General features: G+C 59.2%; 25 protein-coding genes and 12 pseudogenes. 26 read left to right on the top strand and 11 right to left on the bottom strand.

The genetic code is table 11. From position 1 onward, the window contains the following. Window positions 1-95: 95 nt before the first annotated feature. The 6 genes from IPM27_12335 to IPM27_12310 form a co-directional block, all read right to left on the bottom strand. The gene (locus IPM27_12335) at window positions 96-341 is read right to left on the bottom strand and encodes a hypothetical protein (protein ID MBK9162276.1); all 246 of its coding nucleotides are present in this window, start codon (window positions 339-341) and stop codon (window positions 96-98) included. A 56-nt stretch (window positions 342-397) separates the two neighbouring features. Beyond that, entirely contained in the window at window positions 398-1003 is a 606-nt protein-coding gene (locus IPM27_12330; protein MBK9162275.1) for a fimbria/pilus outer membrane usher protein, read from the bottom strand. A gap of 159 nt (window positions 1004-1162) precedes the next feature. Then, window positions 1163-1591, bottom strand: coding sequence for a hypothetical protein (locus IPM27_12325; GenBank protein ID MBK9162274.1), 429 nt, complete (start codon window positions 1589-1591; stop codon window positions 1163-1165). Continuing rightward, window positions 1486-2295, bottom strand: a complete 810-nt coding sequence (locus IPM27_12320; GenBank protein ID MBK9162273.1) for a hypothetical protein — start codon at window positions 2293-2295, stop codon at window positions 1486-1488. The genes IPM27_12325 and IPM27_12320 overlap by 106 nt, the downstream gene beginning before the upstream one ends. A gap of 355 nt (window positions 2296-2650) precedes the next feature. After that, window positions 2651-2794, bottom strand: coding sequence for a hypothetical protein (locus IPM27_12315; GenBank protein MBK9162272.1), 144 nt, complete (start codon window positions 2792-2794; stop codon window positions 2651-2653). Next, window positions 2794-3150, bottom strand: coding sequence for a molecular chaperone (locus IPM27_12310; protein MBK9162271.1), 357 nt, complete (start codon window positions 3148-3150; stop codon window positions 2794-2796). The genes IPM27_12315 and IPM27_12310 overlap by 1 nt, the downstream gene beginning before the upstream one ends. 289 nt (window positions 3151-3439) lie before the next feature. Between IPM27_12310 and IPM27_12305 the strand changes: the two are divergent. Together IPM27_12305 and IPM27_12300 are read left to right on the top strand one after the other, a co-directional pair. Continuing rightward, window positions 3440-3711, top strand: a pseudogene (locus tag IPM27_12305) (type II toxin-antitoxin system Phd/YefM family antitoxin). Further along, window positions 3665-4082: pseudogene (locus tag IPM27_12300) on the top strand (type II toxin-antitoxin system VapC family toxin). Before IPM27_12305 ends, IPM27_12300 begins: the two co-directional pseudogenes overlap by 47 nt. Before the next feature lie 39 nt (window positions 4083-4121). Here IPM27_12300 and IPM27_12295 read toward each other — a convergent pair. The 3 genes and pseudogenes from IPM27_12295 to IPM27_12285 form a co-directional block, all read right to left on the bottom strand. Continuing rightward, a pseudogene (locus IPM27_12295) lies at window positions 4122-4363 on the bottom strand (type II toxin-antitoxin system MqsA family antitoxin). 45 nt (window positions 4364-4408) lie between these two features. Then, window positions 4409-4768 carry a transcriptional regulator gene (locus IPM27_12290; protein ID MBK9162270.1) on the bottom strand — a complete coding sequence of 120 codons (360 nt, stop codon included), beginning with the start codon at window positions 4766-4768 and terminating at the stop codon, window positions 4409-4411. Then, window positions 4758-5065, bottom strand: a pseudogene (locus IPM27_12285) (type II toxin-antitoxin system HigB family toxin). The gene IPM27_12290 and the pseudogene IPM27_12285 overlap by 11 nt, the downstream one beginning before the upstream one ends. A 304-nt stretch (window positions 5066-5369) precedes the next feature. On the opposite strand from IPM27_12285, the gene IPM27_12280 reads away from it, so the two are divergent. From IPM27_12280 to IPM27_12245, 8 genes are all read left to right on the top strand, one after another. Further along, window positions 5370-5882, top strand: a complete 513-nt coding sequence (locus IPM27_12280; protein MBK9162269.1) for a spore coat protein U domain-containing protein — start codon at window positions 5370-5372, stop codon at window positions 5880-5882. Between the two features lie 473 nt (window positions 5883-6355). Further along, on the top strand, window positions 6356-6844 hold the full coding sequence (locus IPM27_12275; protein MBK9162268.1) for a spore coat protein U domain-containing protein: 489 nt from the start codon (window positions 6356-6358) through the stop codon (window positions 6842-6844). 26 nt (window positions 6845-6870) lie between these two features. Next, on the top strand, window positions 6871-7371 hold the full coding sequence (locus IPM27_12270; protein MBK9162267.1) for a spore coat protein U domain-containing protein: 501 nt from the start codon (window positions 6871-6873) through the stop codon (window positions 7369-7371). Between the two features lie 171 nt (window positions 7372-7542). After that, window positions 7543-7908 carry a hypothetical protein gene (locus IPM27_12265; protein MBK9162266.1) on the top strand — a complete coding sequence of 122 codons (366 nt, stop codon included), beginning with the start codon at window positions 7543-7545 and terminating at the stop codon, window positions 7906-7908. A 113-nt stretch (window positions 7909-8021) separates the two neighbouring features. Beyond that, the gene (locus IPM27_12260) at window positions 8022-8360 is read left to right on the top strand and encodes a response regulator transcription factor (GenBank protein ID MBK9162265.1); all 339 of its coding nucleotides are present in this window, start codon (window positions 8022-8024) and stop codon (window positions 8358-8360) included. Then, on the top strand, window positions 8360-8692 hold the full coding sequence (locus IPM27_12255; protein MBK9162264.1) for a response regulator transcription factor: 333 nt from the start codon (window positions 8360-8362) through the stop codon (window positions 8690-8692). Before IPM27_12260 ends, IPM27_12255 begins: the two co-directional genes overlap by 1 nt. Before the next feature lie 236 nt (window positions 8693-8928). After that, window positions 8929-9456: a hypothetical protein gene (locus IPM27_12250; protein ID MBK9162263.1), complete on the top strand. Its 528-nt coding sequence runs from the start codon at window positions 8929-8931 to the stop codon at window positions 9454-9456. Then, window positions 9404-10666, top strand: coding sequence for a hypothetical protein (locus IPM27_12245; GenBank protein MBK9162262.1), 1263 nt, complete (start codon window positions 9404-9406; stop codon window positions 10664-10666). Before IPM27_12250 ends, IPM27_12245 begins: the two co-directional genes overlap by 53 nt. A gap of 145 nt (window positions 10667-10811) precedes the next feature. Here IPM27_12245 and IPM27_12240 read toward each other — a convergent pair whose 3' ends face one another. After that, complete coding sequence (locus tag IPM27_12240) at window positions 10812-11285, bottom strand: hypothetical protein (protein ID MBK9162261.1); 474 nt, start codon at window positions 11283-11285, stop codon at window positions 10812-10814. 62 nt (window positions 11286-11347) lie between these two features. On the opposite strand from IPM27_12240, the gene IPM27_12235 reads away from it, so the two are divergent. The 4 genes from IPM27_12235 (at window position 11348) to IPM27_12220 (ending at window position 13736) form a co-directional block, all read left to right on the top strand. Further along, on the top strand, window positions 11348-11557 hold the full coding sequence (locus IPM27_12235; protein ID MBK9162260.1) for a hypothetical protein: 210 nt from the start codon (window positions 11348-11350) through the stop codon (window positions 11555-11557). Next, window positions 11517-11804 carry a hypothetical protein gene (locus tag IPM27_12230; protein MBK9162259.1) on the top strand — a complete coding sequence of 96 codons (288 nt, stop codon included), beginning with the start codon at window positions 11517-11519 and terminating at the stop codon, window positions 11802-11804. Before IPM27_12235 ends, IPM27_12230 begins: the two co-directional genes overlap by 41 nt. Window positions 11805-11900: 96 nt before the next feature. Further along, window positions 11901-12479 carry a LexA family transcriptional regulator gene (locus IPM27_12225; GenBank protein ID MBK9162258.1) on the top strand — a complete coding sequence of 193 codons (579 nt, stop codon included), beginning with the start codon at window positions 11901-11903 and terminating at the stop codon, window positions 12477-12479. 15 nt (window positions 12480-12494) lie between these two features. Next, window positions 12495-13736, top strand: a complete 1242-nt coding sequence (locus tag IPM27_12220; protein ID MBK9162257.1) for a DNA polymerase IV — start codon at window positions 12495-12497, stop codon at window positions 13734-13736. Window positions 13737-14361: 625 nt separating this feature from the next. On the opposite strand, the pseudogene IPM27_12215 reads toward IPM27_12220, so the two are convergent. Continuing rightward, window positions 14362-15303, bottom strand: a pseudogene (locus IPM27_12215) (LysR family transcriptional regulator). Between the two features lie 116 nt (window positions 15304-15419). On the opposite strand from IPM27_12215, the pseudogene IPM27_12210 reads away from it, so the two are divergent. From IPM27_12210 to IPM27_12155, 12 genes and pseudogenes are all read left to right on the top strand, one after another. Continuing rightward, a pseudogene (locus IPM27_12210) lies at window positions 15420-16189 on the top strand (sulfite exporter TauE/SafE family protein). Window positions 16190-16317: 128 nt separating this feature from the next. After that, a pseudogene (locus IPM27_12205) lies at window positions 16318-16650 on the top strand (nitrite/sulfite reductase). A gap of 85 nt (window positions 16651-16735) precedes the next feature. Beyond that, window positions 16736-18181 carry a hypothetical protein gene (locus tag IPM27_12200; GenBank protein MBK9162256.1) on the top strand — a complete coding sequence of 482 codons (1446 nt, stop codon included), beginning with the start codon at window positions 16736-16738 and terminating at the stop codon, window positions 18179-18181. Continuing rightward, window positions 18178-18852, top strand: coding sequence for a phosphoadenylyl-sulfate reductase (locus IPM27_12195; GenBank protein ID MBK9162255.1), 675 nt, complete (start codon window positions 18178-18180; stop codon window positions 18850-18852). Before IPM27_12200 ends, IPM27_12195 begins: the two co-directional genes overlap by 4 nt. Continuing rightward, window positions 18836-18988, top strand: a complete 153-nt coding sequence (locus IPM27_12190) for a hypothetical protein (GenBank protein ID MBK9162254.1) — start codon at window positions 18836-18838, stop codon at window positions 18986-18988. The genes IPM27_12195 and IPM27_12190 overlap by 17 nt, the downstream gene beginning before the upstream one ends. Before the next feature lie 110 nt (window positions 18989-19098). After that, window positions 19099-20002, top strand: a pseudogene (cysD, locus tag IPM27_12185) (sulfate adenylyltransferase subunit CysD). A 153-nt stretch (window positions 20003-20155) separates the two neighbouring features. After that, a pseudogene (gene cysN, locus IPM27_12180) lies at window positions 20156-21389 on the top strand (sulfate adenylyltransferase subunit CysN). 320 nt (window positions 21390-21709) lie between these two features. Continuing rightward, a pseudogene (locus tag IPM27_12175) lies at window positions 21710-22679 on the top strand (CobD/CbiB family protein). Beyond that, window positions 22583-23628, top strand: a pseudogene (locus IPM27_12170) (serine/threonine protein kinase). Before IPM27_12175 ends, IPM27_12170 begins: the two co-directional pseudogenes overlap by 97 nt. Window positions 23629-24075: 447 nt before the next feature. Beyond that, on the top strand, window positions 24076-24594 hold the full coding sequence (locus IPM27_12165; protein ID MBK9162253.1) for a hypothetical protein: 519 nt from the start codon (window positions 24076-24078) through the stop codon (window positions 24592-24594). A gap of 134 nt (window positions 24595-24728) precedes the next feature. After that, window positions 24729-24932, top strand: a pseudogene (locus IPM27_12160) (hypothetical protein). Window positions 24933-25001: 69 nt separating this feature from the next. Continuing rightward, the coding region (locus IPM27_12155; GenBank protein ID MBK9162252.1) for a hypothetical protein at window positions 25002-25212 on the top strand (211 nt) is incomplete at its 3' end.

The following is a 25212-nucleotide window of genomic DNA, read 5'->3' as shown; positions in this document are numbered from 1 at the left end:
GGTCTGCACGGTGCAGACGGCGGCGGCCTGAGCGGTCAGCGTTCCTGTCAACAGCGCGCAGGCAAGCAGCATCCGGGGCGGTGTTTTCATCTGCATTATGGCTTCCTTTTTAGCCCCCGCACCGAGGTCGCACACCACCTCGCCGAGGTCGTTGATGAAATTCCTTGGATTCCGGCACCATCAGTGTGAAATGGCAGTCGCGCCGCTCGTTGAAGATACGCCTGGTAGCTGCCGGCGGCGATGCCCTCGACATAGATTTCGCCGCCGAAGCCGATTACCGTCTTCTGGCTGACCCCGTTACCGTTCAATTCCATGCCGGAGTATTGCGCCGATTCCAACATCGCCTAGCCGATAGAAAGCTTTGCCGCCAATGATCTGCATCTTTCTGACTCCGAAATCAATCACGCCGCCGCCGCGATAACCCGGTAGTCACCACCTTGGAATTGGAATCAACCGCGTAGTTGGAACGGGATCTCGGCGGTATCGATGGAGAGAGCGTGTTATCCATGTAGGCATGCAGGTGGGGTAACGCCAGCGTGCCATTTGCATCGGTCTCGCCCACTTGCTGGTTCTGCACGCGCACCTTGACCCGCTTCATGCCGGGTACGCGCACCACTGCATAGCTATCGCGGATCGGGCGCGTCAGGTGTCCTCCCCCGGCCAGCAGCACTGCGCCGCTCATGCTGGCATCGTGGGTGGGCGCATTACCGCTACCGGAGCGCCCCAACTGGAATTCGCCGTGGTCGTGGTGATATTGCAGGCGCGCGGTACTGGTGGTGTCGCCCTGTGGTGGTGCCGTAATGCCCGCGCTGTAACCGTAGCCGTTGCCCAGCGGCGGCGAAAGTTGCAGTTGTATGCCGAAAGTGTTGCTGCTGTTGTCGCGGCTAAAGTTCGCCGAAAGATACAGCCCGTTGCTGAAACTGTGGCCGAGCGACGCCTGGATGCGGTTTTCGGGGAAGCTGAGGTAGCCAACTGCGAGTGAATTGGGTTGAGAGCGAAACATTGCGCGGCAGCATGGTGTTCATGGCCAGCGTGGCATCCTGCACGCGGCTGTCGTCAAAACGCATCGCGCGCGACCAGCGGCCGGTGACCGATGCGTAACTGCCGAGCCCTACCGCCAGCGACGCTCCCGCCGCGCCAGCGGTTGGCTGTCGGGCTTGGCTCAGTGGATCGTATACGCCGCCGTAGTTGACGGATTGGCGGGTGTAGAAGAGGCCGGGCGAGGCAGTTTGGTGCTGGCATAACTGTAGTCCGCCTGAAACTGCTGACCGCTCACCCCTTGTCTGCGGCTGGTGGCGGTGACCAGACCGAGTTGGCCCATATTGCCGAGCAGCATGTCGGCCGTCACGCCGCCGCGCAGATCGCTGCCATCGCTTTCCAAGCCCAGTCCCGGCGTGAGCCAGTCGGCGTAACCGTAGCGGTGGCTGGCCATAAGCACCGGCTTGCCGTTGTAATGCAATGCGCCGAGCGCATCCTGGCTGCGCCTCACGCCAAAGGAATAGTCGTAGCTGTGCAGACCGGTCGCCAGCAAGCCGGTGGAGGTATAGAAAGTATCGTTGATGACACTCTCCCTGCCGAAAGCATCGCGCACCAGAATCTTCGACTCGCCCAAACCGGAGCGGTAGTAGGGGATGTTGCGCAGGTCGAGTTCTCCGGCGGGGAACTTGCCTTGAAGACCATATTGCCGGCGATATACACCTCCACCTCGGAAGGATTGAGCAGCATCGCTTGCATCGCCAGCGGCGGGCCGGTGAAGATGCTGGGGCCATGCCGTAGTTCTTGAACATGCGCACTTCCGCCCAGCGTGCTGCTGCCCAGTCGATTGCCGGAAGTGCCGGTCACATCGCCCGCCATCAAGCGGCGCAGTTCGTTCGTATCGTCGTATACCAGTTGCGACTGGGTGCGCGTCAGCTGACGCCCATTTTGCCAGTTGAAATTATTTATCCGCGAGAGACCGTTCCAGTTGGCGGCCAGCTCCAACGGTGCACTGTAGCTATCCGCAGCAAACGGACTCTTGTTGTAATTGAGGTTGTAATTCAGATACAGCGCATTGCTGCTGATCAGGGTCGCGGTCGACGGCTGGCGCAGTTGCAGCGTTTCAGTGTGCCCGCTCAGCATTGCGGGATCGGCCTCAATGGAGACGCTGCCGTTGCTCTCGTCCAGCTTGAAGCGCAACCGCGGTGCCAGACTTTTGAGCGAGAGCCGCTGCCCGTCGTCGGCCGTTAGTCCGCGCGTCAGACCCATGCGCGCGAGCGTGTCGCGGTCAAGCAACAGATCGTCGCCGTCGCGCATCATGAAAACTCGCCGACCGCCATGGTGTTGAGCGTCACGCTGGCGATGAGCGGTCCCGATCCGGCGGTTGCGGATAGAAGGGGGACTTTTTCTGCTGTGATTCTGCGGCAAAAGGACAGGTCGGCAGCATGGCCAGCGCCAGCAGCGAGAAGAACTGTGCGCAAACCAAAACCCGCTGCGCGCGGGGCGCGGTCGTTGCATTGTCATGCGCGACTCCAGTGTGCAGCAGGGGCTGCTTTGTCCTCGATACCTTCACACTCCTTGGCGCTCACCGGAAAACTGCTCTGGCTCTTGTCCTTCTGGGTGTGTGCGGTCAGCGCGAGGGTATCCATCTTCAGGCAGTCGGCGCGCGAGATGCTCAGCGGAACAGCTTGCTCACACCGGCCAGCACATACCAGCCGGACACTTCGCCGCTGTAGCTATCTTTGTTCGCCTTGCTGCCGCGCATCTCCAGCTTGTTCATCGAGTAATAGCGCGTGCCGTGGTTCTCAATGCGCGCCATCAGCTTGCCGTCGGCCAGCTCAATACCTTTGATCTCCGGCTTGGTTGGTTGCTGCGCCCTTTGGGGTAGATAAAAGCGGGCGAACTGATCTGCAACGCGAAGCGGGCACCGGTCACACCCGGCTCATCCACCGGCAACTCGCGTACGAACAGGCGGAAACTCTTCTCTTTATTTCCCACCTCTTTCTGGTATCCCACGCGCACCACCTGCTGCCCCTTGGGCGGAACCGAAAAGATCTTCGGGAAGAACACCAGTTCATCGGTCTCGGTCAACTGTTCCGCGCCGGACTGCGCATCCTGCTGCCAGTCCATGGCGCGCACCTGAATGTTGGCCGGCTTGTCGCCAGAATTGAACACCGTGAGGTTACCGATGTTGGCCCTTCCTCCAGTTCCACGCGCATCGGATAGGTCGAGATCGAGCGGCTACGGCAGCTTGCACCGTGGTAAGGGCGGCGAGAATCGCGATAAGAACGAATTTCATGGTTGCACTCCTGATAGCTAAGGTGCGCAAAGATAGCGGGTGACAACCGAGAACTGGCCGAGCGATGCCGATCGTCCTGCCTTCTGATCCATCCAAATCAGATATCCGGGGGTTCAGGGTGGCGTGCTACACTGTGACCATACTTTGTGACCATGGGAGGGCGCAATGCAAACAGCCATCGGAGCAGGGGAGTTCAAATCCAAGTTGCTTGAAGCTTCTCGACGACATCGCCGGAGAAACGCGGGACCTTGGTCATCACCAAGCACGGCAAACCCGTGGCAAAGCTGGTGCCCATCGAGCCGGAGCAACACCTGTTCGGCGCGCTCAAGGGGAGTGTCGTTGGAGAGACGGACATCGTTTCACCGATCAACGCCGAATGGGGAAGCTGCCATGAATCTGGTGCTATTGGATACCCATGTTTGGGTGTGGTTGCTTAATGGCGACTGCAAGCTCAACCCGAAGGCATTAAAAGCCATCGAGCAATCCTTGGCTGAAGAAGCGGTTCTGTTGTCGGCCATTTCCCTGGGAAGTGGCGATGCTGGCGAGTAAAGGAAGGCTCACCCTGGATCGGGATGTTGGAGAATGGGTGAGCGCAGCCGCCGGTATCCCGGGCATCCGCATAGAAGCCATTACACCCGAGATCGCCGTCGCCAGCACACGACTACCGGGGAACATCCATCCTGATCCGGCTGATCGCCTGATCGCTGCAACGGCACGCCATCTGGGCGCACTGCTGATCACTGAAGACCAACTCCTGCTGAACTGTGCAGCAGCCAAGCATCTGAAGGCGTTAAAAGCTGGCAGGTAAGCATCTCGTCCAGCGGATCTTTCGGCGGGAAAAGGCTGATCACTTCAGCTCCTTGATCAGGTCAGGTGCTTATCCAGCAGTTTGAACAGATTGATGACCGCCGCCACCGGCTTGGCCTGTCCGTGCTCATAGCGAGAGAAGGCATTCTTGCCGCCCCCCGCCAGTTTGGCGGCTTGCGCCTGAGTGAGTTTCAAGCGTTTGCGGATGGATGCCAACTCACTCGCAGCCTGTCGATCCACCTGGTCGCAATGCCAGCCATGCCGCTTCTTCGGCAGCGTCATAGATCAAGATCGCTTCGCCGTTCGAATGAACGCGTAATGGGTTGCTTATGTAGCCGACAGTAAGCTTTCATACGGAATGTGCAAGCCATCATGCAGACGTTTCACCATTTGCAAGCTGAGCCGCCGTTTGCGGTTCAATACTTCAGATACGCGCCCGCTTGACCCGATATAAGGCTCAAGGTCTTTTTGAGTGAGACCCTGTTGTTCCATTCTGAATTTAATGGCTTCCACTGGATCGACCACACCGATCGGAAAATGCTTGTGCTCGTAAGCTTCAATGAGCGTTACCAGGATTTCCATTTCGTCTGCCCTCGGCAGCGTTCCCTCGGCGGCTTGAAATACAAGTTCAAGCCGCTTAAAGGTGGCGCGCAAATCGTCGTCGTTGCGAATCGGTTTAATATTCATTGATCGTCTCCACGTTGATCTTGTAGTACTGCGCATGGGTTCCGACAAACTTGACCCAAGCGATCCCGGCGCGATATTGCATTTCTACAACCAGGCGGTACTTATTACCTGCGATGTTGAACACGATGCGGTTGTTCCCGGAAACACTCGCGTTCCTGTACTGCTCTTTACATCCTGCGGTGTCTTCCAGATTGCTTTGGTCGCCTCGTCGTACCAGCTTTGTAAAGCCCCCATCGAATCTGCACACTCTGGCTGACCCCAGAATCTAACTAATGTGCTCTTGGCAATCACCCGCATGTCAAACCTCCCAATTTGGGAGATTGTAGTCTTGGCACGAATCAAGGTCAATCTGTTGTTTTCAAATTAAAAGCCACCGCCCGCCGGGGAATCCGGATGCCCATAAAGATCCGCAGCAAGCAAACCCTGCATAACAGACAGCGCATCCGCCTGCGGTAAACCCGCAGAGCGAATCCCCGTCATCGCTCGGTCAGTTCTCGGTTGCCTGCCCTTACCATCGCGCCGAACCGACCGGACAGGCTTGGGACATCTCTCCCCAATAGTGATCCCGCCTGCCCGGTCACCCGCAAGGCAAAGGGACAACATGGAAACTCTCAATCGCATCCGCTGTGGCCTGCTGGCGGCGCTGTTATCGGCAACGCTGCTGCCCGGCACGGCCACGGCGGCGGTCGCCAGCAATAATCTGAATATCTCCGTATCCGTTCCCGCCACAGCCAGCCTCACCGTGCAGCCCATGGACTTCGGCAGCAGCTTCAACACCGCAACCGACCTGCAAGCCACCGCCACCCTCACCGTCAGGATAGACCAGTCCATCCCCTACAACGTGACCCTCGATGCCGGTATGAATTTCTCCGGCGAGCGGCGCATGAGCAACGGCAGCGGCGGCTTCCGCAGCTACCTGCTCTACAAAGATGCCGCGCGCACCCAACTGTGGGGCGACTCCGATTTTGCCGCCAGCTATACGTCAGGCAGCAGCACCGCCGCCACCGCTACCGCCAACCAGAACGCGGTCATCACCGTCTACGGCCTCAGCCCCGGCGGCACCCATCCGGCGGGCAACTACAGCGATGCCGTCACCGTCACCATCCACTACTGATGACACGCGCGATAAAAAACTTGTTTCCGCTCGGCCAGTTCTCGGCAGGGGGTGGATAAAGTGCGCACATTCGGCCAAGCCGGTATCGGCGATCGTCCACGAAAGACACGAAAGGACACGAAAGGGAATTCTCTAGAACGCAGAACCATTCGTCATACCCGCGAACGCGGGTATCCAGTGTTTTGAACCAACTGGGCTCCCGCCTTCGCGGGAGAGACGAAATGCATTCATGGCGGCTTTCTTAAGTCGCAAGGATGAACAGGGCGGGCAGTTCAGAACGATCTTTGTTTTATTTCGTGTTTTTAGTGTTTTTCGTGGACGAGGTTTTTAAGGATGCGCTGATTATGTCGTCATTCCCGCGAAAGCGGGAATCCAGCTTGTTGATTCGACTGGGTTCCCGCTTTCGCGGGAACGACAAAAAACAGACTTGTTCAGCGTTTCCTTAATTGTTCAATCAACCAAAGGAGCAAACCATGCAACGCAAGCTAAGACACATCGCCACCGCCATCGCGCTCGCCGGGCTGTTGCCCGCAGCAGCACAGGCGGCTACCACCACGGCGCAGGTCAACGTCACGGCCACCACCGTGGCGGCCACGGCCAGCATCAACGTCTCCGGTGCGCTCGCCTTCGGCAGCGTGCAAGACACCGCCACCGCCACCGCGCAGACCAGTTTCGATGTCATCGTCAGCAGCGGCTTTCCCTACGCCGTCGCGCTCGACGGCGGCGCGAACTATGCCGCCGGGCAAAGCTTCATGAAAGACGGTGGCGGTCTCAACGCCCGCGAATACGTGCTCTACCAGGATGCCGCCCGCCTTAACGTATTTGGCCCCGCCGGCAGCAACCTGAGCGGCCTCACCGGCACCGGTGCCGCGCAAACCTACCCGCTCTACGCCTCGCTACTCGCCGCAGCAGGCACCACCGGTGCGATCAGCGACATCGTCACCATCACCGTCACTTACTAATGTTTTTTAACCCAAGGAGAAACAACATGAAAAGCAGCAAACTCAAACTCGCAGCGATCCTCGTGGCACTCGGCATGGTGCCGGCATCGGCCATGGCGGTCACAACCGCCACATTGAATGTTAACGCTGTGTTTACTTCGGCAACTGCCAGTATCTCTGTAGCCGGCCCACTGGATTTTGGCACTAGACTTATTGACGGCGTTGGTGGCGACATGCTGGCATACACGACGTTCGACGTGACGGTCACTAATGGGGTTAACTACACAGTGACGCTGGATGGCGGGTTGAATCCTAGTAGCACAGACACAACTGTGAAAAATATGACTTCCGCCGCAAACTCGCTCTGGTACATTCTGTACAGAACAGGAGGTCCTTTGGGTGTGCCATGGGATTCGGCAGTACCAATTCCTGGTACAGGTACTGGCTCTCCCCAGACCTTTAACGCAGATGCATTAGGGTATAGGGCAACGCTGTCGACTCAGGCAGGTACCTATTCGGATACCGTGACGATCACCGTCACTTATTGATTGAGTTGCGCCCCGCGATTGCGGGGCGTTACCTCAGCCTCTTGTTACAAAGAGGGAATCTGTTGCTGTGGCCGCCTTGGGCGGCTCAAGTTTTTCTGCCCCTGCGGGGGACTTATTCAATGAACTTCCGGCTGTGCCGGGGGTGTTTAGATTCAGCTCGATGGAGAGACGATGATCGCGGGGAGATATTTCAGCGGCATGCTGATCGCAACGATGTTCGTCTGCCTCGGGCAGGCATCTGCGGCCACGGTCACCTCGACGATCCGCGTCACGGCCACCACGGTGCAGACTTTGGAGCGGGCGGGGGCGGGGGATGATGACGATTTTGATCTCCAATCTGCCAACAGAATTTCACGGCAGTTCGAGCGGCGCATCCGCCTCGTGCCCGGCCATGCGTATCACATCGTGCTGGAAGGGCGCGCGGCGAGGCATTGGGAGTATGTGCGCGAGACGGGCAGTGTGATCGTGGTGCGCCGCCGCGCCGGTGCGTCATTGTTCGATCTGTCTGAGCGCTTGACCATCGGCATAAGCTATTGAGGTGGTCTGTGCCGGACTGTGATCGAGCCGGGATTTTTCCTTGACGCGACAGGGGGTGTTGGAGGAGATTCGGGGTGTCGGGCCAGTCGGCAAGGTCAGAGCAGGGTGAGTGGATGAGTGCCAGTGAGTTGAATACGCAGCGCAGTGTGTTGATCGTGGAGGATGATGATGCCGTCCGCGAGCATTTTGCGCGCTCTATCGTGCAGCATCCGGGCTTGTCGTTGCACGGGGCGGCGGCGACGTTTGCGGAGGCCGAGCGCTTGATGCAGAAATGCCCGGATGTGTTGCTGGTCGATCTGGGGCTGCCGGACGGCAACGGGGCGGAGTTGATCCGTTTGCTGAAGGCGCGCGAGACGGGCAGTGAGGCCATTGTGATCACGGTGTTCTCGGATGAATTCCGGGTGGTGGAGGCGATCCGGGCGGGGCGGTGGGGTATCTGCTTAAGGATCTGATGCCGGACGATATCGGGGTGATGACGATGGAGATGCTGGGCGGTATCTCGCCGATCTCGCCTGCGGTGGCACGTTTCATCATCAATGCGCTGCGCCCAGCAGCGTCCCCAGCGCAGCCGTTGAGAGTGCCTTTGTCGCCCAAGGAGCTGGATGTGCTGCAACTGGTGGCACGTGGCTATTCGCGCGACGAGATCGCCGGGATGATGGGCAACAGTGTGCACACCGTGGTTTCGCATATCCGCAATATCTACAAGAAACTGGAAGTGAACAGCCGCAACGAGGCGGTGTTCGAAGCCTGCCAGTTGGGCTTGATCAATCTGAATGGCCAATAAGCTGCGCGCGGCGTTATTTTTTATCCTGCTGGTGGCTGCATTTTCCGCGCAGGCAGAGGCGGTCGCGCCGGATGCGCGGTATCAGCTCATCACCCGTGCAGAGTCGGTGCGCAGTACGCCGGATGTGGTTCGCCCGCCGCATTCGGGTGACTGGGAGCCGTTGGAGATGCCGGATAGCTGGAACAAGCGTTATCCCGGCTATGGCGGTCATGCCTGGTATCGCATGCCGTTGTACGATGTCGCACTGGGTACCGGCAAGCTTGGCGTGCTATTGCCCCGGCTGGATATGGAATGCCGAAGTCTGGGTGAACGACCGGCTGATCGGCGACGGCGGCAGCATGGACGATCCGGTTGCGCGCAACTGGCACCGCCCTTTGTATTTCGTGTTCACGGAAAGAGCCTTGAAGCCGTCGGACAACTGGCTGTACATCCGGGTGTATGCCTATCCGAATGATGGCGGCGGGATCGGGAGTGTCTATTTCGGTCGCGACGAGGCGGTGCGGCCGCTCTGTGAACAGGCCTATTTCGTGGATACCACGCTCAGTGTGGCGGCGCTGGCCATGACGCTGATCGTCACGCTGGTGTTGCTGACCTTGTGGTTGTTGCGAAAAGGCGAGTCGCTGTATGGATGGATGTGTGCATCGGGGGTGTTCTGGAGCATCGTTATCGCCAACCAGTTGCTGCTTTATCCGCCGCTGTGGATGAGCCGCTATGTCTGGGAATGGCTGGCAGAGCCCATCAGTTTTATACGCTCGCCCTGTTGATGGTGGTGCACCGTTTCGTGGCGGTTCCTGGCCGCGCATCGAAGCAGTCGCTGCGGTGTACTTCATCTCAACTTCTATCATCAATCTGGTGTTCGCGGGTGACATGATCGTCACCTGGTTCAACATTACGCACATCGGCGCTATCGCCGCAGGCTTCTACTTGATCGCGTTCTGTGCGCGCAGATTCTGGCTGGAACGGCAGGGGCGGGCGCTGGGCATGGCGATCGCCATCGCCTGTTGTCTGGTCATCGGGATACACGATTGGCTGGCGATCGTCACGGGCAGCCAACTGGGGACTTTGCTGGTGATGCAGTTCGGCCCGCTGCTGGTGCTGCTGCTGCTGGGACTGTGGATGACGCTGCAATTCTCGAAGGTGCTCGATAGCGAAGAACGCCGCCGTCAACTGATCGAACAACAGATCGGTGAGGTCAGCCTGGAGCTGAGTGCCGAACATGCCAAGCGGATGGAACTGGAGCGCAAGAACATCATATTAGCCGAACGCCAGAATTTCTCGCGCGAGCTGCACGACGGGATGGGAGGCCATCTGATGGCGTTGAAGAGCATGCTCTCCAATGACGGGCGCAAGGATGAAGGAATATTGAAGGCACTGGATCAGGCCATCGTCGATATGCGTCTGCTGGTGGATGCCATCGGTGAGGACAACAACGATGTGGGCATGATCATTGGCATGGTGCGCAGCCGTATCGAGCCGCAGGTCGCACATACCCCGCTCAAGATCAAATGGAAGCTGGGAGAACTGCCGATGGAATGCCGCTTGAAGACGGGGTTTGGCCTGCACCTTGCACGCATCATGCGAGAGGCGATTACGAATGTCGTTCGGCATGCGGCTGCCAATACGCTGATTGTCTCCGCCTTTTGCCGGGATGAAGGGAAAAGGGCCTGCATTGAGATCCGAGACAATGGCTGCGGTATGCCGGAGGCACCGCGCGCGGGGCGCGGTTTGAGCAACATTCGCACACGCGCAGCCGAACTCGGGGGAATGTCGAAATCGAGAGTGCGCCAGGCAAAGGCACGGCGATTCTTGTGTGTATGCCGGTGGAATACGGTCAATTCGGCGTGTCTGTGTGAGGTTATATGTTCAGGTAAGCGGCCAGATGTATGTAGGTCTATGCATTTCGGTCTAGCGTATTCGTGTGATGCTCTAAAGTCCGTTCTCCCTATCATGAGTGTGGTTCAGATACATACATGATCGATACAGGGAGCGTCAAACATGGGCTTGAGGCTAATGCGCCGATCCATTCGGCTACGGAGAGTGGAAAGCGAATTTGCGTGCAGACCTTGGTGGTCTGAGTATGCAGATCGATGGACGTTGTAGCGAGGTGCATCAATGGCGTTCACGCAAACTCAGCCAGTTGTTCAGTTTTCTGGTGGCCTGCGGAGGTCGCAACGTGCCGACCCGGCAGATCATCGACCTGCTGTGGCCGGATGCGGAAGGCGACAAGGCTGAACAGAATCTCGAATTCAATCTGCGTCAACTCAGGAAGCAACTGACGGATCGTCTGGTCGCCAAGGTGAGCGGCGCACAGCTCATCCTCTGGCATCAAGGGAAGGTCTCCTTTAACGAGCAGTACTTCACGCTGGACATCTGGCAATGGGATCAGCTCTGCCAGACTGCTGAGACGCTGCATGAACAGGGTTTGCCCCAGCAAGCGTTCCACATCGAGAAACATGCCTGCCGACTCATGCAAGGATCGTTCATGGAAGGCGAAGAGGACTTGGCGATGCAGCGTGATATCTGGCAGCAGCGCGGCAGCAATTGGCTGGCCAGAACAGAAGCCCGCTGGCGTGAGAACGAGAAGATCGACCACGTATCGCGCAAATTCCTGAACGAGATCGCCTTGAGATTCGACCCGAATTCGAACGGCTATGCATGCAAACCATGCTCGCCTTGCTGGAGGAAGGGTATTCGGCGGATGCCTTACGCCTTTATTTCGGCTGGCTGCATCGGGTCAAAGCGCAATACGGAATTAAACCCGGACGAAGCTCCTTGAGTTGGTCGCCAGTGTGCAATTGGAACGGGCGGCGAATGAAGATGGTGAATGTCGCGCCGTCGAGATGTGGTTGCGGCGCTGACGGATAGCCAGAATCCAAGGACTATTGGTATCTCATCATGTGGCGCAAAAATCAGCGGCATGGAACTGTCGACAATCTGTCGACGGTTCAAACTCGAATCGCCGGACGGAAAATTGCGTGAAACGGTCTGCTCGCACACGGAAGGCTTGTTCCATCATCCAATCCAGCAAGAAAAATGCATTTCCATTAAACCCCCTCTGGATTCCCGCTTGCGCGGGAATGACGCGGTTTTTTTCACTCGACTTCATTTCTGATCGTCTTGTTCTGATTTATGGAAGGCTCAATAAGCCCCCCCATGAGGATGACTAATCATCTTGACAATAGAACGTTCGTTCCATTACTGTTATCCCATGGAAAACATCGATTCAACCTATCTGGCCAAGCTTCAGGACTATTACGCCGAAACTGGCGTGTTGCCGCCGTATTCGACCATCATGGGCATCGTCGGCATGAAGTCCAAATCGCCGGTGGCGGCACTGGTGGCACGGCTCAAGCTGCAGGGTTATCTGGAATCCACCCCGGAAAAACGTCTCAAACCCGGCAAGCGGTTCTTTGAACGCCCGATCTTCGACAGCGTACGCGCCGGTTTTCCCAGCCCGGCAGGGGACGCGCAGCATGACACGCTGACCATCGACGAGTTTCTGGTCTCACACCCATCCAGTACCGTGCTGGTCAACGTCAAAGGCGATTCCATGATCGATGCCGGTATCTTGCCGGGCGATACCGTCATCGTGGAAAAACGCATCATGGCGAACGTGGGGGACATGGTCGTCGCCATCATCGATAACGAATTCACCCTGAAGACGCTCGGCAAAGAGAAGAACGAATTTGTGCTGATCCCCGCCAATCCGGCTTACCCAGTCATCCGCCCCAAGGGTGACATGGAGATCTTCGGCATCGTCGTCGGCCAGTTCCGCAAGTACAAATAATCCGGCGTATCCATCATGCTCATCAGCAACTGGCCCAATGCCATCGCGCATGTGGATGCAGACTGTTTTTTCGCCTCCTGTGAACAGCTACGCCGCCCCGACCTGAAAGGCCAGCCCATCTGCGTGCTGTCCAGTCAGGATGCCTGCGTGGTGGCCAAGACCTATGATGCCAAGGCGGCGGGAATCACCACCGGCATGCCGGTCTGGGAAGCCAGAAAACTGTTGCCGCAGGCGAACTACTTGCCTGCAGACTTTCGTTATTACGGCCAGATATCCGACAAGCTGTTCGCCATCCTCAGACGCTATAGCCCGGTAGTCGAGGAGTATTCCATCGATGAAGGTTTCATGGACCTGAACGGGCTACGCAGCCTGTACCGCAAACCCTATCAGGCCATCGCCGATGAGATTCGCATCACCATCCGGCATGAGGTCGGCATCACCGTCTCGGTCGGCATCTCCGTCACCCGCACACTGGCCAAGATGGCCTCCGAATACAACAAGCCCGATGGCACCACCATCGTGGCAGGCAGACGTATCCATGACTTTCTGCAACAGGTCAACGTGCGTGACATCCCCGGTATCGGCGGCAACCGCCAGGCACTGCTCAACAAGTTCGATATTCGCACCGCAGCGGATTTTGTGGATACCCCCGAAAGGGAAATAAAACGATTGCTGGGCAAAGCCGGTACCGATCTGTGGCACGAACTCAACGGCACACCCATCTACAAGGTCGAGACCGAAGTCATGATACCCAAGAGCGTGGCCAGAACCGCATCGATGGGCGAAGTCACGCAAGACAAGCAGATCATCTACGCACATCTACTCAATCATGCCATGCGACTATCCAAAGAACTCATCACCAAACGCCTGACTGCCAAGCAACTGACCGTCTTTCTGACGCTGAAGTCATTCGACAAACAGGCCAGCACATCCGAGTTGCTCTACGCAAGTGCGGATTACTTTCTGCTGGCGCGTGAAGCGGGCAGGACACTGGATTCGCTCTACGATCCTGACCGGTTCTATCGTGCCTGTGGCTTGATCGCCGGCGGTATCGGCATCCGCCAGTCAGGGAACTTCGATCTGTTCCAGATGGCAGAACGGCAGGAGGAGGAAAAGCACCTCAAACTACTGGAGACAATGCACGCCATCAACCACAAGCATGGGGATAACGTACTGTCTGTCTGCGGCACAATGCAAAAGCGCAGGGCAGGAGGGACGGTTGGACGATTCGCGTACCCGGTGCTGGAGTGCAGTTGACAGGGGAGCGCCAAAGGGGGCGGCATGAATTTGCCCTGGAAAAGGATTTATGCCTGTACGCTATCCCGCCCCGGGGGAAATCAGGGAAAGTATCTCATGCCCGGCCTCCATATCGCCCGAGCGGCGGCGGCATCTGGCCAAACCACGTCGTTAATACCTCCACTAAAAGGACAGCAATGACTTTCGCAACCAGCTTGGGACGCGACCGTAATATTCGCAGAAATCGGTAATGCTCAGACGAGGCACCTGCGGCGTGCTTTTCCAACCACACTCAATAACCGAAGCGCTATTCCGCTTGGGCGCTCCTGGCCGGTTTCCCACTTTGGACTGTGGACTCGCTGGTATTCAAGTAGCGCGCAAATATTGGACTGGCTGACGTGAGCATGCTCACGAATGCGTTTGATGTCCTTGGCATTGGAATTCCGGGACCGAAATTCCAGGCAGAGCGCGTCCGATTCACGCAGCGTTGTTTTGGTGATGGCACCCTGCACGGTGCAATCCTCGGGCCGCACTGTGGATGGCTGCGAACGCATCACTCTCAGGGTTTTGCGGGAGTAGTTTAAGCCGTCATGCAGCATATCTCCAGAAAGCTCGTTGCAACGCGTGTTGTGCTTTGGTCATTTCGTCAAAATGCAGCGCTTTGCGACCACTTCGCGCGCAGGTGCGGTGCGAACAGTTCGATGAAGTCGTAAAGTGTATCCACGCAGGTACTGGTTCTGGCGGATGGCGATGCGCGTGGTGCTGGGTTTCGATCAGGTGTCCTGCATCGATCATGCGCAGTTGCTTGTCGCGTTCCGGGGATGAAGGTTATCTGCGCCACGATGCCGACTCCAGCCCCAGTTCCACATAGGTCTTGATCACGTCGGCGTCGATGCCGGTCAGGGATGTTCCCTGATTCTATTTCCTCGGTCACAACGCCTGGTTGATCTTGTTGCGTCCGGCAAAGGCGAAGTCGTAGGTATGATGGGGTATTGCGCCAGTTTCTTCAGGGTCAGGCGCTTTCTCCTGCAGCAGGGGATGGCCGGTCGGCAATGAATACGCAGTGGTGCCAATCGTAGCAGGGCAGGGTCACTCGTTCGTCGGCGGCGAGAGCGCTCCAGGTGGCGATGCGGATGCTGGCCTCAAGCCGGATAGCACTTGTTCCTGCAATCTGTGCCTGGATTGCCCTGGTGCAGCCCCAGCTTCACACCGCGGGAGGCCTGCATGAAGGCTTTGACCACTTGCGGCAGGGCGTATCGCGTCTGGGCGTGGGTGGTGGCGATGATAAAGCGTGCCGCTGTCCTGCTGTTTGAATTCTTCCCCTACCGTCTCAGGTTCTCGGCCCTCAGTACGCAATGGGCGATCTCGATGACCGCCTTGCCCGGCTCGGTGATGGCGACGATGCGCTTGCTGCCGCGCACGAAGACGTATCGATGCCCAGTTCCTCTTCCAGCAACTTTATCTGTTTGCTCACGGGGGGTTGCGAGGTGTAGAGCGAATTGGCGTGATCGGAGATGTTCCAGTTGCAGCGCACGATCTCACCCAGGTACTTCAGTTGCTGGAAGTCTCGCGGCGTTCCCGGGCTTATTCGAAATGGTTATTAAACTCTAAACATAAAAAGTATTTAGGAATATAACGATGCGCAATTTGAATGCGCCCCATCAATAGAACCGATGGGCATAACGTGGAGACTTTCCTTATACCATCTTTGGCTTTGTCGTGGGGCTGATCGGCGTCGGGTGACTGGCGTCGGCGGCGGGTCGCTGATGACGCCGCTGTTGGTGCTTGTTCTTCGGCGTCCGTGCCAGCCACCCCAGTCGGCACCGACCTGCTGTATGCCTCCATCACCAAGGCGCTGGGCGGCTGGGTGCATGGCCGCAACGGCACGGTGGAATGGAAGATCGTCGGCCTGCCCAGTCTGGGCAGCCTGCCAGCCGCGTTGCTCCACCATCGCTTTGTTCCTGTTGCTCGGGCTGGATGGAGAACTCCTCAAGGGGTTGGTGACCGGCGTGCTGGGCGTGGCCTTGCTGCTGACGGCGGTAGCGCTGTTAAAGAAAGACTGGATCAGGAAGATCGCGGTGCGCGACGACGGCAAGGTGCACGAACTGCACCACCGTCATCTGACCGCCGCCACCATCGCGACCGGTGCCATCGTCGGCGTGCTGCGACCATCTCTTCCATCGGCGCCGGCGTGCCCGGTACCGTGGCGCTGCTGTTCCTGTATCCGCGCCTGACCACCGTGAAGGTGGTGGGCACTGACATCGCCCATGCCGTGCCGCTGACGGCGGTGGCCGGGTTTGGCCATCTGGCGCTGGGCACGGTGGATCTGGTGCTGCTGGGCAGCCTGTTGGCTGGGTTCGCTGCCGGGCATTTACATCGGCAGCCACCTGAGCGCCAAAGTACCCGAAAAGGTATTGCGTCCCATCCTCGCGTTGATGCTGCTGCTGATCGGCACGCGCCTGGCTTTGAGTTGAGTCATAGTGATTGGCCCATCTAAAACACACGAAATAAAAACGGAATACAAGTGCAGATCGATGGGCTTGTTTCGGACTTGGTGTGTTCTTCGTGGAAGAAGATTTTCTTCGATTGAAAGGTAAATGAGATGAGCTTAAATGCACGCAACCCGTCCGACCTGGAAGAGATCGACCGCTTCGAGCAGGCCCTGGCCACGTTCGAGGCGGGCGGCATCGACTCCGATCGATTCACCGCCATCCGCCTGCAGCAGGGCGTGTACGGCCAGCGCCAGGAGGGCGTGAACATGCTGCGCATCGAGGTGCCGGGCGGGCGTCTGACTGCCCGGCAACTGGATGCCGTCAGCACCATCGCGGCGGAATTCTCACAGCACGGCATCGCGCACCTGACCACGCGCCAGAGCATCCAGATCCATTACATCCCGCTGGCGAAGATGCCGGAGGCGATGCGACGTCTGGCCGCGGTGGGCATGACCTCGCGCGAGGCCTGCGGTAATGCCGTGCGCAACATGACCGGCCGGGCTGGGACACAAACCGCGGGAGGCTATCGTGGTGGAGGAGTTCATCCCCGAGCGCGAGCTGCTGTTCGCGATGGAGGCGCTGGTGACGCTGCACAACAAATATCCCGTCCGCACCAAGCGGGCGAAGTCGCGCATCCAGTTTCTGGTCGAGCGTTTCTGCGCGGAACGCCTCGTCGAGATATATCGCGAAGTATTCGCGCGCACCCGCGATGCGTTGGCGAACCAGCCGGCTCCTCAGGGCGAGTGGAATGCACATCAGGCACCACCCCTCTCCTCAATCCCTCTCCCGCAAGCGGGCGAGGAGGCGAACGAGAACAGCAATCGTCAATTCTTGCGCTGGGGGCAGGGCGCGCCGCGCAAGCTGTTCGCGCAGAAGCAGGAAGGATTGTTCGTGCTGCCCGTCGCCCTGCCCATCGGCGACATCACGGCGGATCAGTTGCGCGGGCTGGCGGTGCTGTTGTCCGAACTCGGTCTGGACGAGGTGCGCAGCACGCAGGACCAGAATCTTGCGTTGCTCAACGTGCCGGAGCGGAAGCTCGCGGCATTGCGCGGCGGCCTGACGCTGTTGGGACTGGGGAACCGGCGACTGGCGACAACGTGGTGGCCTGCCCCGGCGCTTCGACCTGCCGCCTCGGCATCACCAGCAGCACGGTGGTCGCGCCGAAACTGTCGGGCGGCAAGGCCGACCTGCACATCCGCGTGTCGGCTGCCACAACGGCTGCGCGCAACCGGAGACCGGCGACATCGGCATCTACGGCGAGGCGAAGCGCGTGCACGGCAAGCTGGTGCCGCACTACCAGATGTATTTCGCGGGGCAGGGCACGGCGGGCGGCGCACTGGCGCTCAAGGGGCCGGCGCTGCCGGCGGCACGCATCATCAAGGCGATCCAGCGCGTGCAGGACGAGCACCTGAAAAGCGGCGAGGGCAGTTTCTTCGCGTGGGCGCGCCGGCAGTCTCCGGAGTATTTCAAGGAGCTGCTGGCCGATCTGGCGGAAGTGTCGCCGGCGCAGTTGCAGGAGGTGATCCACGACTTCGGCGAGAAGAGCGACTTCCGTGTGGTGAACCTGGGCGGTGGCGAATGCGCGGGCGCTTCTGCAGGTCACGGTGGGCGCAATTTCTTCGAGGCGGCGCACGAGCGCGAGTACGCAATGCGCTGGGTTCCAGCGCAAGTACGTCGAGGCGGCGCAGTGCAACGAATCCATCCTGCGCCTGCTCGGTTCCGGCGTGGCGCAGTTGCTGGGTGGCAGCGCCAGGACGACCTGAGGGTGCTGGCAACGTGCTCAACCTGGTGGCGCCGGAAGAGATCGCCGCCGAGTTCGCGCATGCCGCACGCGAGGCCGTGGCAAGTGAAGATGTCGATGTCGATGCAGTCTCATCGGCGAGCGCCAGGGTGGATGCGTGGACGCTCAAGGTCGCGGCATTCGCCACCGAGAAAGATGGGCAACTGGACCTGAAGGAGGCTTTGCCGAAATGAATACGGATTTGAACAAGAAGATCGCCGACACGCTCGTCGTGTTGCAACAGGCCGTGCATGAATTCGGGCACGTGGCGTTTGCCAACAGCCTGGGCGCGGAAGACATGGTGCTGACCGACCTGATCGCAAAACCCCAGCCGGATATCGGGATGTTCAGCCTGGATACCGGGCGTCTGCCGCAAGAGACCCACGACCTGATGCAGGAAGTGCGCGAACGCTATGCCTTGCCATTGACTGTGTATTTCCCGGACGGGAAACTGGTCGAGAATATGTCGCGCAGCACGGCATCAACGGCTTTACGACAGTGTGGAGAGGCGCAAGGGCTGCTGCTTCGTGCGCAAGGTCGAGCCGTTGCGCCGCGCGCTGAAGGGCAAGGACGCTGGATCACCGGGATGCGCCGCGACCAGGCGGTGACGCGCGGCACGCTGGAAGTCTCCGCCTTCGATGCGGACAACGGGCCGCAGAAGTTCAATCCGCTGCTGGAGTGGAGCCACAACGACGTGTGGGCCTATATCCGCCAGAACGACGTGCCCTACAACAAGCTGCACGACCAGTTCTATCCGAGCCTGGGGTGCGCGCCCTGCACCGTTCCATCACGCCGGGCGAGGATATCCGCGCCGGACGCTGGTGGTGGGAAAACCCCGAAAACAAGGAATGTGGCTTACACGTAAGCCACAGGCCCAACCTGGCGGGGGCGTAGCCCACGGTTTCGGAGTGCATGCGGACAGGACGTCTCTCCAGGCTGGCCGCGAGCGCATCGTCGAGATCGCGTTACAGGCTGGCGCGGAACAGGGTGTTCCCGCCTAGGAGGGGAGATCATGAGCGAACTGTTGATGGAAGAGAGGCCGGCCGGGCGTATCATTCATGCGCCTGGGGCAGCCTTGAAACGAAAAGATTATGGAAATGAAAGCAAATCGATGACTGCATACCCCTTCACCCACCTGGATGCGCTGGAAAGCGAATCCATCCACATCATGCGCGAGGTCGCGGCCGAATGTAAGAATCCGGCGCTGCTGTTCTCCGGCGGCAAGGATTCCATCGTGATGTTGCGCCTTGCGGAGAAGGCGTTCCGCCCGGCGAAGTTCCCGTTCCCGCTGGTGCATATCGACACCGAGCACAACTTCCCCGAGGTGATTGCGACCCGCGACAAGCTGGCGAACGATCTGGGCGAGCGGCTCATCGTGCGTTCGCTGGAGGGTTCCATCAAGCGCGGCACCATCGTGATCCAGGACGAGAGCAAGCCGCGCAATCCTTACCAGTCGGTGACGCTGCTGGAGACCATCGAGGAGTTCGGTTTCGACGCCTGCATGGGCGGCGCGCGGCGCGACGAGGAAAAGGCGCGCGCCAAGGAACGCATCTCCGTTCCGCGACGAGTTCGGTCAGTGGGACCCGAAGAACCAGCGCCCCGAGCTGTGGAACCTGTACAACGCGCGCGTCAATCCCGGCGAGAACATCCGTGTGTTCCTGATCTCCAACTGGACCGAGATGGATATTTGGCAATACATCGAGCGCGAGAAGTTGCACATCATCGAGATCTATTACGCGCACGAACGCGAGATCATGCGCCGCAACGGGCAACTGGTGCCGGTGTCGCAGCTGGTGCAGCCCAAGCCGGGCGAACAGGTGGAAGTGGTGTCGGTGCGCTTCCGCACCGTGGGCGACATGACCTGCACCGCACCGGTGGCGTCCACCGCGCGCACCGTCCAGGAGATCATCGCGGAGACCGCGACCACGCGCATCACCGAACGCGGCGCGACGCGCCTGGACGACCAGACATCGGACGCGGCGATGGAGCTGCGCAAGAAGGAAGGGTACTTCTGATTGACTCCCTCCCCCTTGCAGGGGGAGGGCTGGGGTGGGGGTAGATGCCATGAGTTTCACCCCCATCCTAACCTTCCCCCTGAGAGGGGAAGGAATCCGGTTCTGAGAGAAATTGAATTTTAGAGGTGCAAAATCATGAGCGACACCACATAACTGTTACGTTTCATCACCGCCGGTTCGGTGGACGACGGCAAGAGCACGCTGATCGGCCGCCTGCTGCACGATTCGAAATCCATCTTCGAAGACCAGTTCTCGGCGATCAGCAAGACCAGCGAGAAGCGCGGCATGGCGTCGGTCGACCTGTCGCTGCTCACCGACGGTCTGCAGGCCGAGCGCGAGCAGGGCATCACCATCGACGTGGCCTACCGCTATTTCGCCACGCCGAAGCGCAAGTTCATCATCGGCGACACGCCGGGCCACGAGCAATACACGCGCAACATGGTGACGGCCGCCAGCACCGCCAACCTCGTCATCATCTCATCGATGCACGCAAGGGCGTGCTGACCCAGACGCGCCGCCACACTTTCCTGGCCGGACTGGTGGGCATCCCGCACATCGTGCTGGCAGTGAACAAGATGGACATGGTCGATTACTCCGAGGACAGGTTCAACGAGGATCCGCACGGAGTATCTGGAATTCGCCGCGCAACTCGGGCTGAACAACGTCACCTGCGTGCCGCTGTCCGCGCTGAACGGCGACATGCTGGTGGAGCGTGGCGACAACCTGGACTGGTATCGCGGCAGCACGCTGCTGAACCTGCTGGAGACCATCGAGATCGACCACGACCTCAACACCACCGATTTCCGCTTCCCGGTGCAATGGGTTTGCCGCCCGCAGACCGAGGAGCACCACGATTTCCGGGGCTTCATGGGGCGCATCGAATCGGGCGAGATCGCGGTGGGCGAGCGGATCACCATCCTGCCCAGCGGACGCTCCACGCGCGTCAAGGAGATCGTCACCTACGACGGCAACCTGCAGCGTGCCTACGCGCCGCAATCGGTGACGCTGACGCTGGAGGACGAGATCGACATCTCGCGCGGCGATATGTTCGTCAAGACGGACAGCATCCCCATCGTCGCAAAGGGAATTCAATGCCAACCTGTGCTGGTTGTCGGAGACGCCGCTGGACCGGAACCGCAAATACATCGTCAAGCACACCACACGATCGGTGAAATGCCTGTTCTCCAGCCTTGATTACCGCGTCGACGTGAACACGCTGGAGCAGCATCCCGCCACCGCGCTGAACATGAACGACATCGGCCGGGTCGGGCTGAAGGTGCAGCAGCCGCTGGTGTTCGACCATTATCTTGTCGATCATGGCACCGGCAGTTTCATCGTCATCGATGAGGCGACCAATAACACCGTTGCGGCGGGAATGATCGTTTAGAAGCTATCTTAAAACTGCTGCGGAGGGCATCTGCGGCGTTGGCGGTACTCGCAATCCTCATGTACTATCTGTACATTCCGGTTGCTGCGTTCCGTGCGCCTTGCATCCCTCCCTCCTCGCTAATTTTTGAGACAGCTTTATTGAGCCTTCCATAAATCAGGACAAGATGATCAGAAATGAAGTCGAGTGAAAAAAACCTCGTCATTCCCGCGCAAGCGGCTGCGTTCGCGACGGTTTTCGAGGCTTCCTTGCCGTATTGGAATGAATGGCTGTGCCTGTGGTATCTTCCCCCTGTCTGAATTTGATGCCACCTTGCCCCCATGAGCCTGTTCGCCCTGATCGCCGCGCTGTTGCTGGAACAGATGCGGCCGCGCTCCTCGCACAAGACCCTGCGCGGCTGGCTGTCCGCCTATGCGGATTTCTTCCGCCGCCGCTTCAATGCGGGCGAACGCGAACACGGGCGGATCGCCTGGCTGCTGGCCGTGCTGCCGCAGTGCTGGCGGCCATCGTGCTGTACCTGCTGCTATACCGCGCGCATCCGCTGTTCGCCTGGGCGTTCAACGTGCTGGTGCTGTACCTCATCATGGGCTTTCGCCAGTTCAGCCACTACTTCACCGACATCCACCAGGCATTGCGCGACGAGCGGCTCGACGAGGGCGCGTACGCTGCTGTCGCAGTGGCGCGGCATCCCGTCCCACGAACTGGAATGCCGGAAGAGGTCGCGCGCGTCACCATCGAGGAGGCACTGCTCGCCTCGCAGTACAACGTGTTCGTCGTGGTCGTGTGGTTCGTGCTGTTCAGCGCGGTCGGGCTGGGCGGTGCGGCGGGCGCGCTGCTGTACCTGCCGGCCAGTACCTGCGGGAGGCCTGGGGTAACCGGGACAATCCGGATACGGGCGCATTCGGTGCTTTCGCCCGGCAGGCGTTCCATGCGCTGGAGTGGTTGCCGGTCCGCCTGACGGTCAGTACCTTTGCCATCGTCGGTAACTTCCGAAGACCCGCGCATTGCTGGCGCACCCAGTCTGCCGCATGGCCCGACCCGGAAACCGGGATATTGCTGGCGGGCGGCGCGGGCGCGCTGGGTGTGCGCCTGGGCATGCCGATCCCGCAGGACGGCTTGCCGCTCGACCGTCCGGAACTTGGCGTCGGCGACGATGCCGATGCCGACTTCATGCAAAGCACCATCGGGCTGGTATGGCGCGCGGTGCTGTTCATGCTGTTCATGCTGTCCCTGCTGACGCTGGCCAGCCTGCTCGGTTGGATGGCGCACCCCGGTCTTTTTCCGACCTGACTCCCGATACCGTACTGGACGCGCTGGACAGCATCGGCCTGCGTAGCGACGGCCGACTGCTGGCGCTCAGCAGTTACGAGAACCGCGTCTATCAGGTTGGCATGGAGGACGGGCCGCTGGTCGCCAAGTTCTATCGTGCTGCGCGCTGGTCGGATGACGCGATCCTGGAAGAACACCAATTCGTCGCATTGCTGGCCGAACGCGAGATCCCGGTCGTGCCCGCGCTGGCGATCGACGGCCGAACACTGCACAGATCCGACGGTTTTCGTTTTTCCGTATTCGCAAAACATGGCGGACGCGCACCGGAGATGGATGATTGCGACACGCTGGAATGGATGGGGCGGTTCATCGGGCGCATCCATGCGGTCGGTGCGCTGCAACCTTACCGGCATCGCCCGACGCTGGATGTCGGCAGCTTCGGCGTCGAGCCGGCCCGGATATCGCTGGCGCACGATTTCATTCCGCCGGAGTTGCACGAAGTCTATCGCGGCGTGGTCGCGCTGGCGCTGGACGGCGTGCGGCGCTGCTTCGACCGCGCCGGAGAAGTGAGATCCTTGCGACTGCATGGCGACTGTCATCTTGGCAACGTGCTGTGGACCGACCTCGGGCCGCACTTCGTGGATTTCGACGACAGCCGCATGGGGCCGGCGATACAGGATCTGTGGATGTTGTTGTCCGGTGAACGCGTTGATCAGTCCCGCCAGTTTTCCGACCTGCTGGCGGGTTACGAGGATTTTTCGAGTTCGACCCGCGCGAGTTGCACCTGCTCGAAGCGCTGCGCACCCTGCGCCTGATCCACTATTCGGCATGGCTGGCGCGGCGCTGGGACGATCCGGCCTTCCCCGCCGCCTTTCCCTGGTTCAACACGCAGCGCTACTGGCAGGACCGGATCCTGGAGCTGCGCGAGCAGATCGCGCTGATGGACGAGCCGCCGCTATGGGTGGCGTAGCGATATTGGTAGCCACGCTTGCGGACGCGACAGAATTGGCTGGACCCGGAAGCGTTCTTGAAAAGGGAAGCGCACGGGTGTCAGCCTCAAGCGTTCGGAACCCGTCGGTAGATATGGATTAATTCGTCTGGCGGGTGCAAAATGCAGCCGCAGGTTTTTCCGCTCGAAGACGGGAAAATTTCGTGTCTCGCTGACGCAGATTGTGCAATGCAGAGTGAATCAAGCCCAAATCGTGTCGCAAGGTTTCATTCGGAGATTTGGCGAGTGGCGGATGTATTGAAGAACCGATCCAGGGAGCAATCATGAAACCCATCAATTGGCCGGCCCTGTTCTATTATGAGTTCAAGGAGGATTTGAACACCTTCGAGAGCGAACCCCTGCCTTATCCTGTTCAACGACGGACACGAGGTGCAAGGAAGTTGACGCGCTTTTCCCCCGGCGGAGGGGGTGCTGGAGATATTGACCGCCAATGGCGATATTTCCAGACCGAAGCTTCCTTTCATCGACCAGCTTCATCTGGCCCATCCGGTGACCCTGCAAAAGAAGGCGGGCTTGATAGATGAGAGACATATCGCTTCATTCGAGCCGTCCGAGAAGCAGAGCTGCTCGGTTGTGTTTACCAACGGCAAGGCTCTCGATGGCGAGACGGTCGGTTTCGTCATAGACAAATCGGGGCTCTATCTGTATTTGCCAAAATCGGCGGAATCGGTCATCCGGTATTTCATTCCCGCACACGCGATCAAGAGCTACCGCATAGGCGAGTCGATCGGCGAGATGCTGATCAAAGAGAATGTCGTCACCCGGAAGGATGTCGAGACAGGGCTGGAGAAGCAGGAACAGTTGCGCAGCAAGCGTATCGGCGAGTACCTGACCGATGAGCAGATCGTTTCCACCGGACCAGCTCATCGCGGCGGTCAAGCGACAGACCGGCTCCAATTTGAAGCTCGGCGACGTGCTGATCCGTGAAAAGTTGATTACACCCGAAGAGCTGGACGCGGCGTTGACCAAACAGAAGCTGGACAGGAAAAAGCGCTTGGCGAGATCATTGTCAGCATGGGCATCGTCGACGAAGACACCATCAAGCGCATGCTGGTAAAAAACTGGGTATCCCGTTCGTCATCGTCAGGGATTACAGCATCGATCCCAATGCTGTCCGGCTCGTCCCGTTCAACTTTGTCAGCCAATATACGATCATGCCGCTGTACTGCACGGAAAAGACGCTGATCGTCGCGACAGAAAACCTGATGAACTGGCAACCTTTGAACGAACTGAAATTCTTGACCAATCTGCATGTGGAGCTTGTCTGGCGACGAAGGATGACATCCTTCATGCCATCAAACAGTTCTACAAGGAGGAGAGTGCACAACAGATCGATGATCTGGCTTCCGGAATTGGTCCTTGACGAGGGTGAGGAGGTGCCATCCGAGGAGGGGGTCGCAGAGTCGGACAACACGCTGGTCAGGCTGGTCAACAAAGTGATTCTCGATGCCTATAACCAGGGCGTTTCCGACATCCACGTCGAGACAACCTATGCCGGGAAGCGCAATACGATCATCCGGTTCCGCATCGACGGGACGCTCAGCA

The sequence above is a fragment of the Nitrosomonadales bacterium genome (genome assembly GCA_016716325.1).
Classification (GTDB): Bacteria; Pseudomonadota; Gammaproteobacteria; order Burkholderiales; family Gallionellaceae; genus Gallionella.
This window is presented reverse-complemented; position numbering and strand designations above follow the sequence as displayed.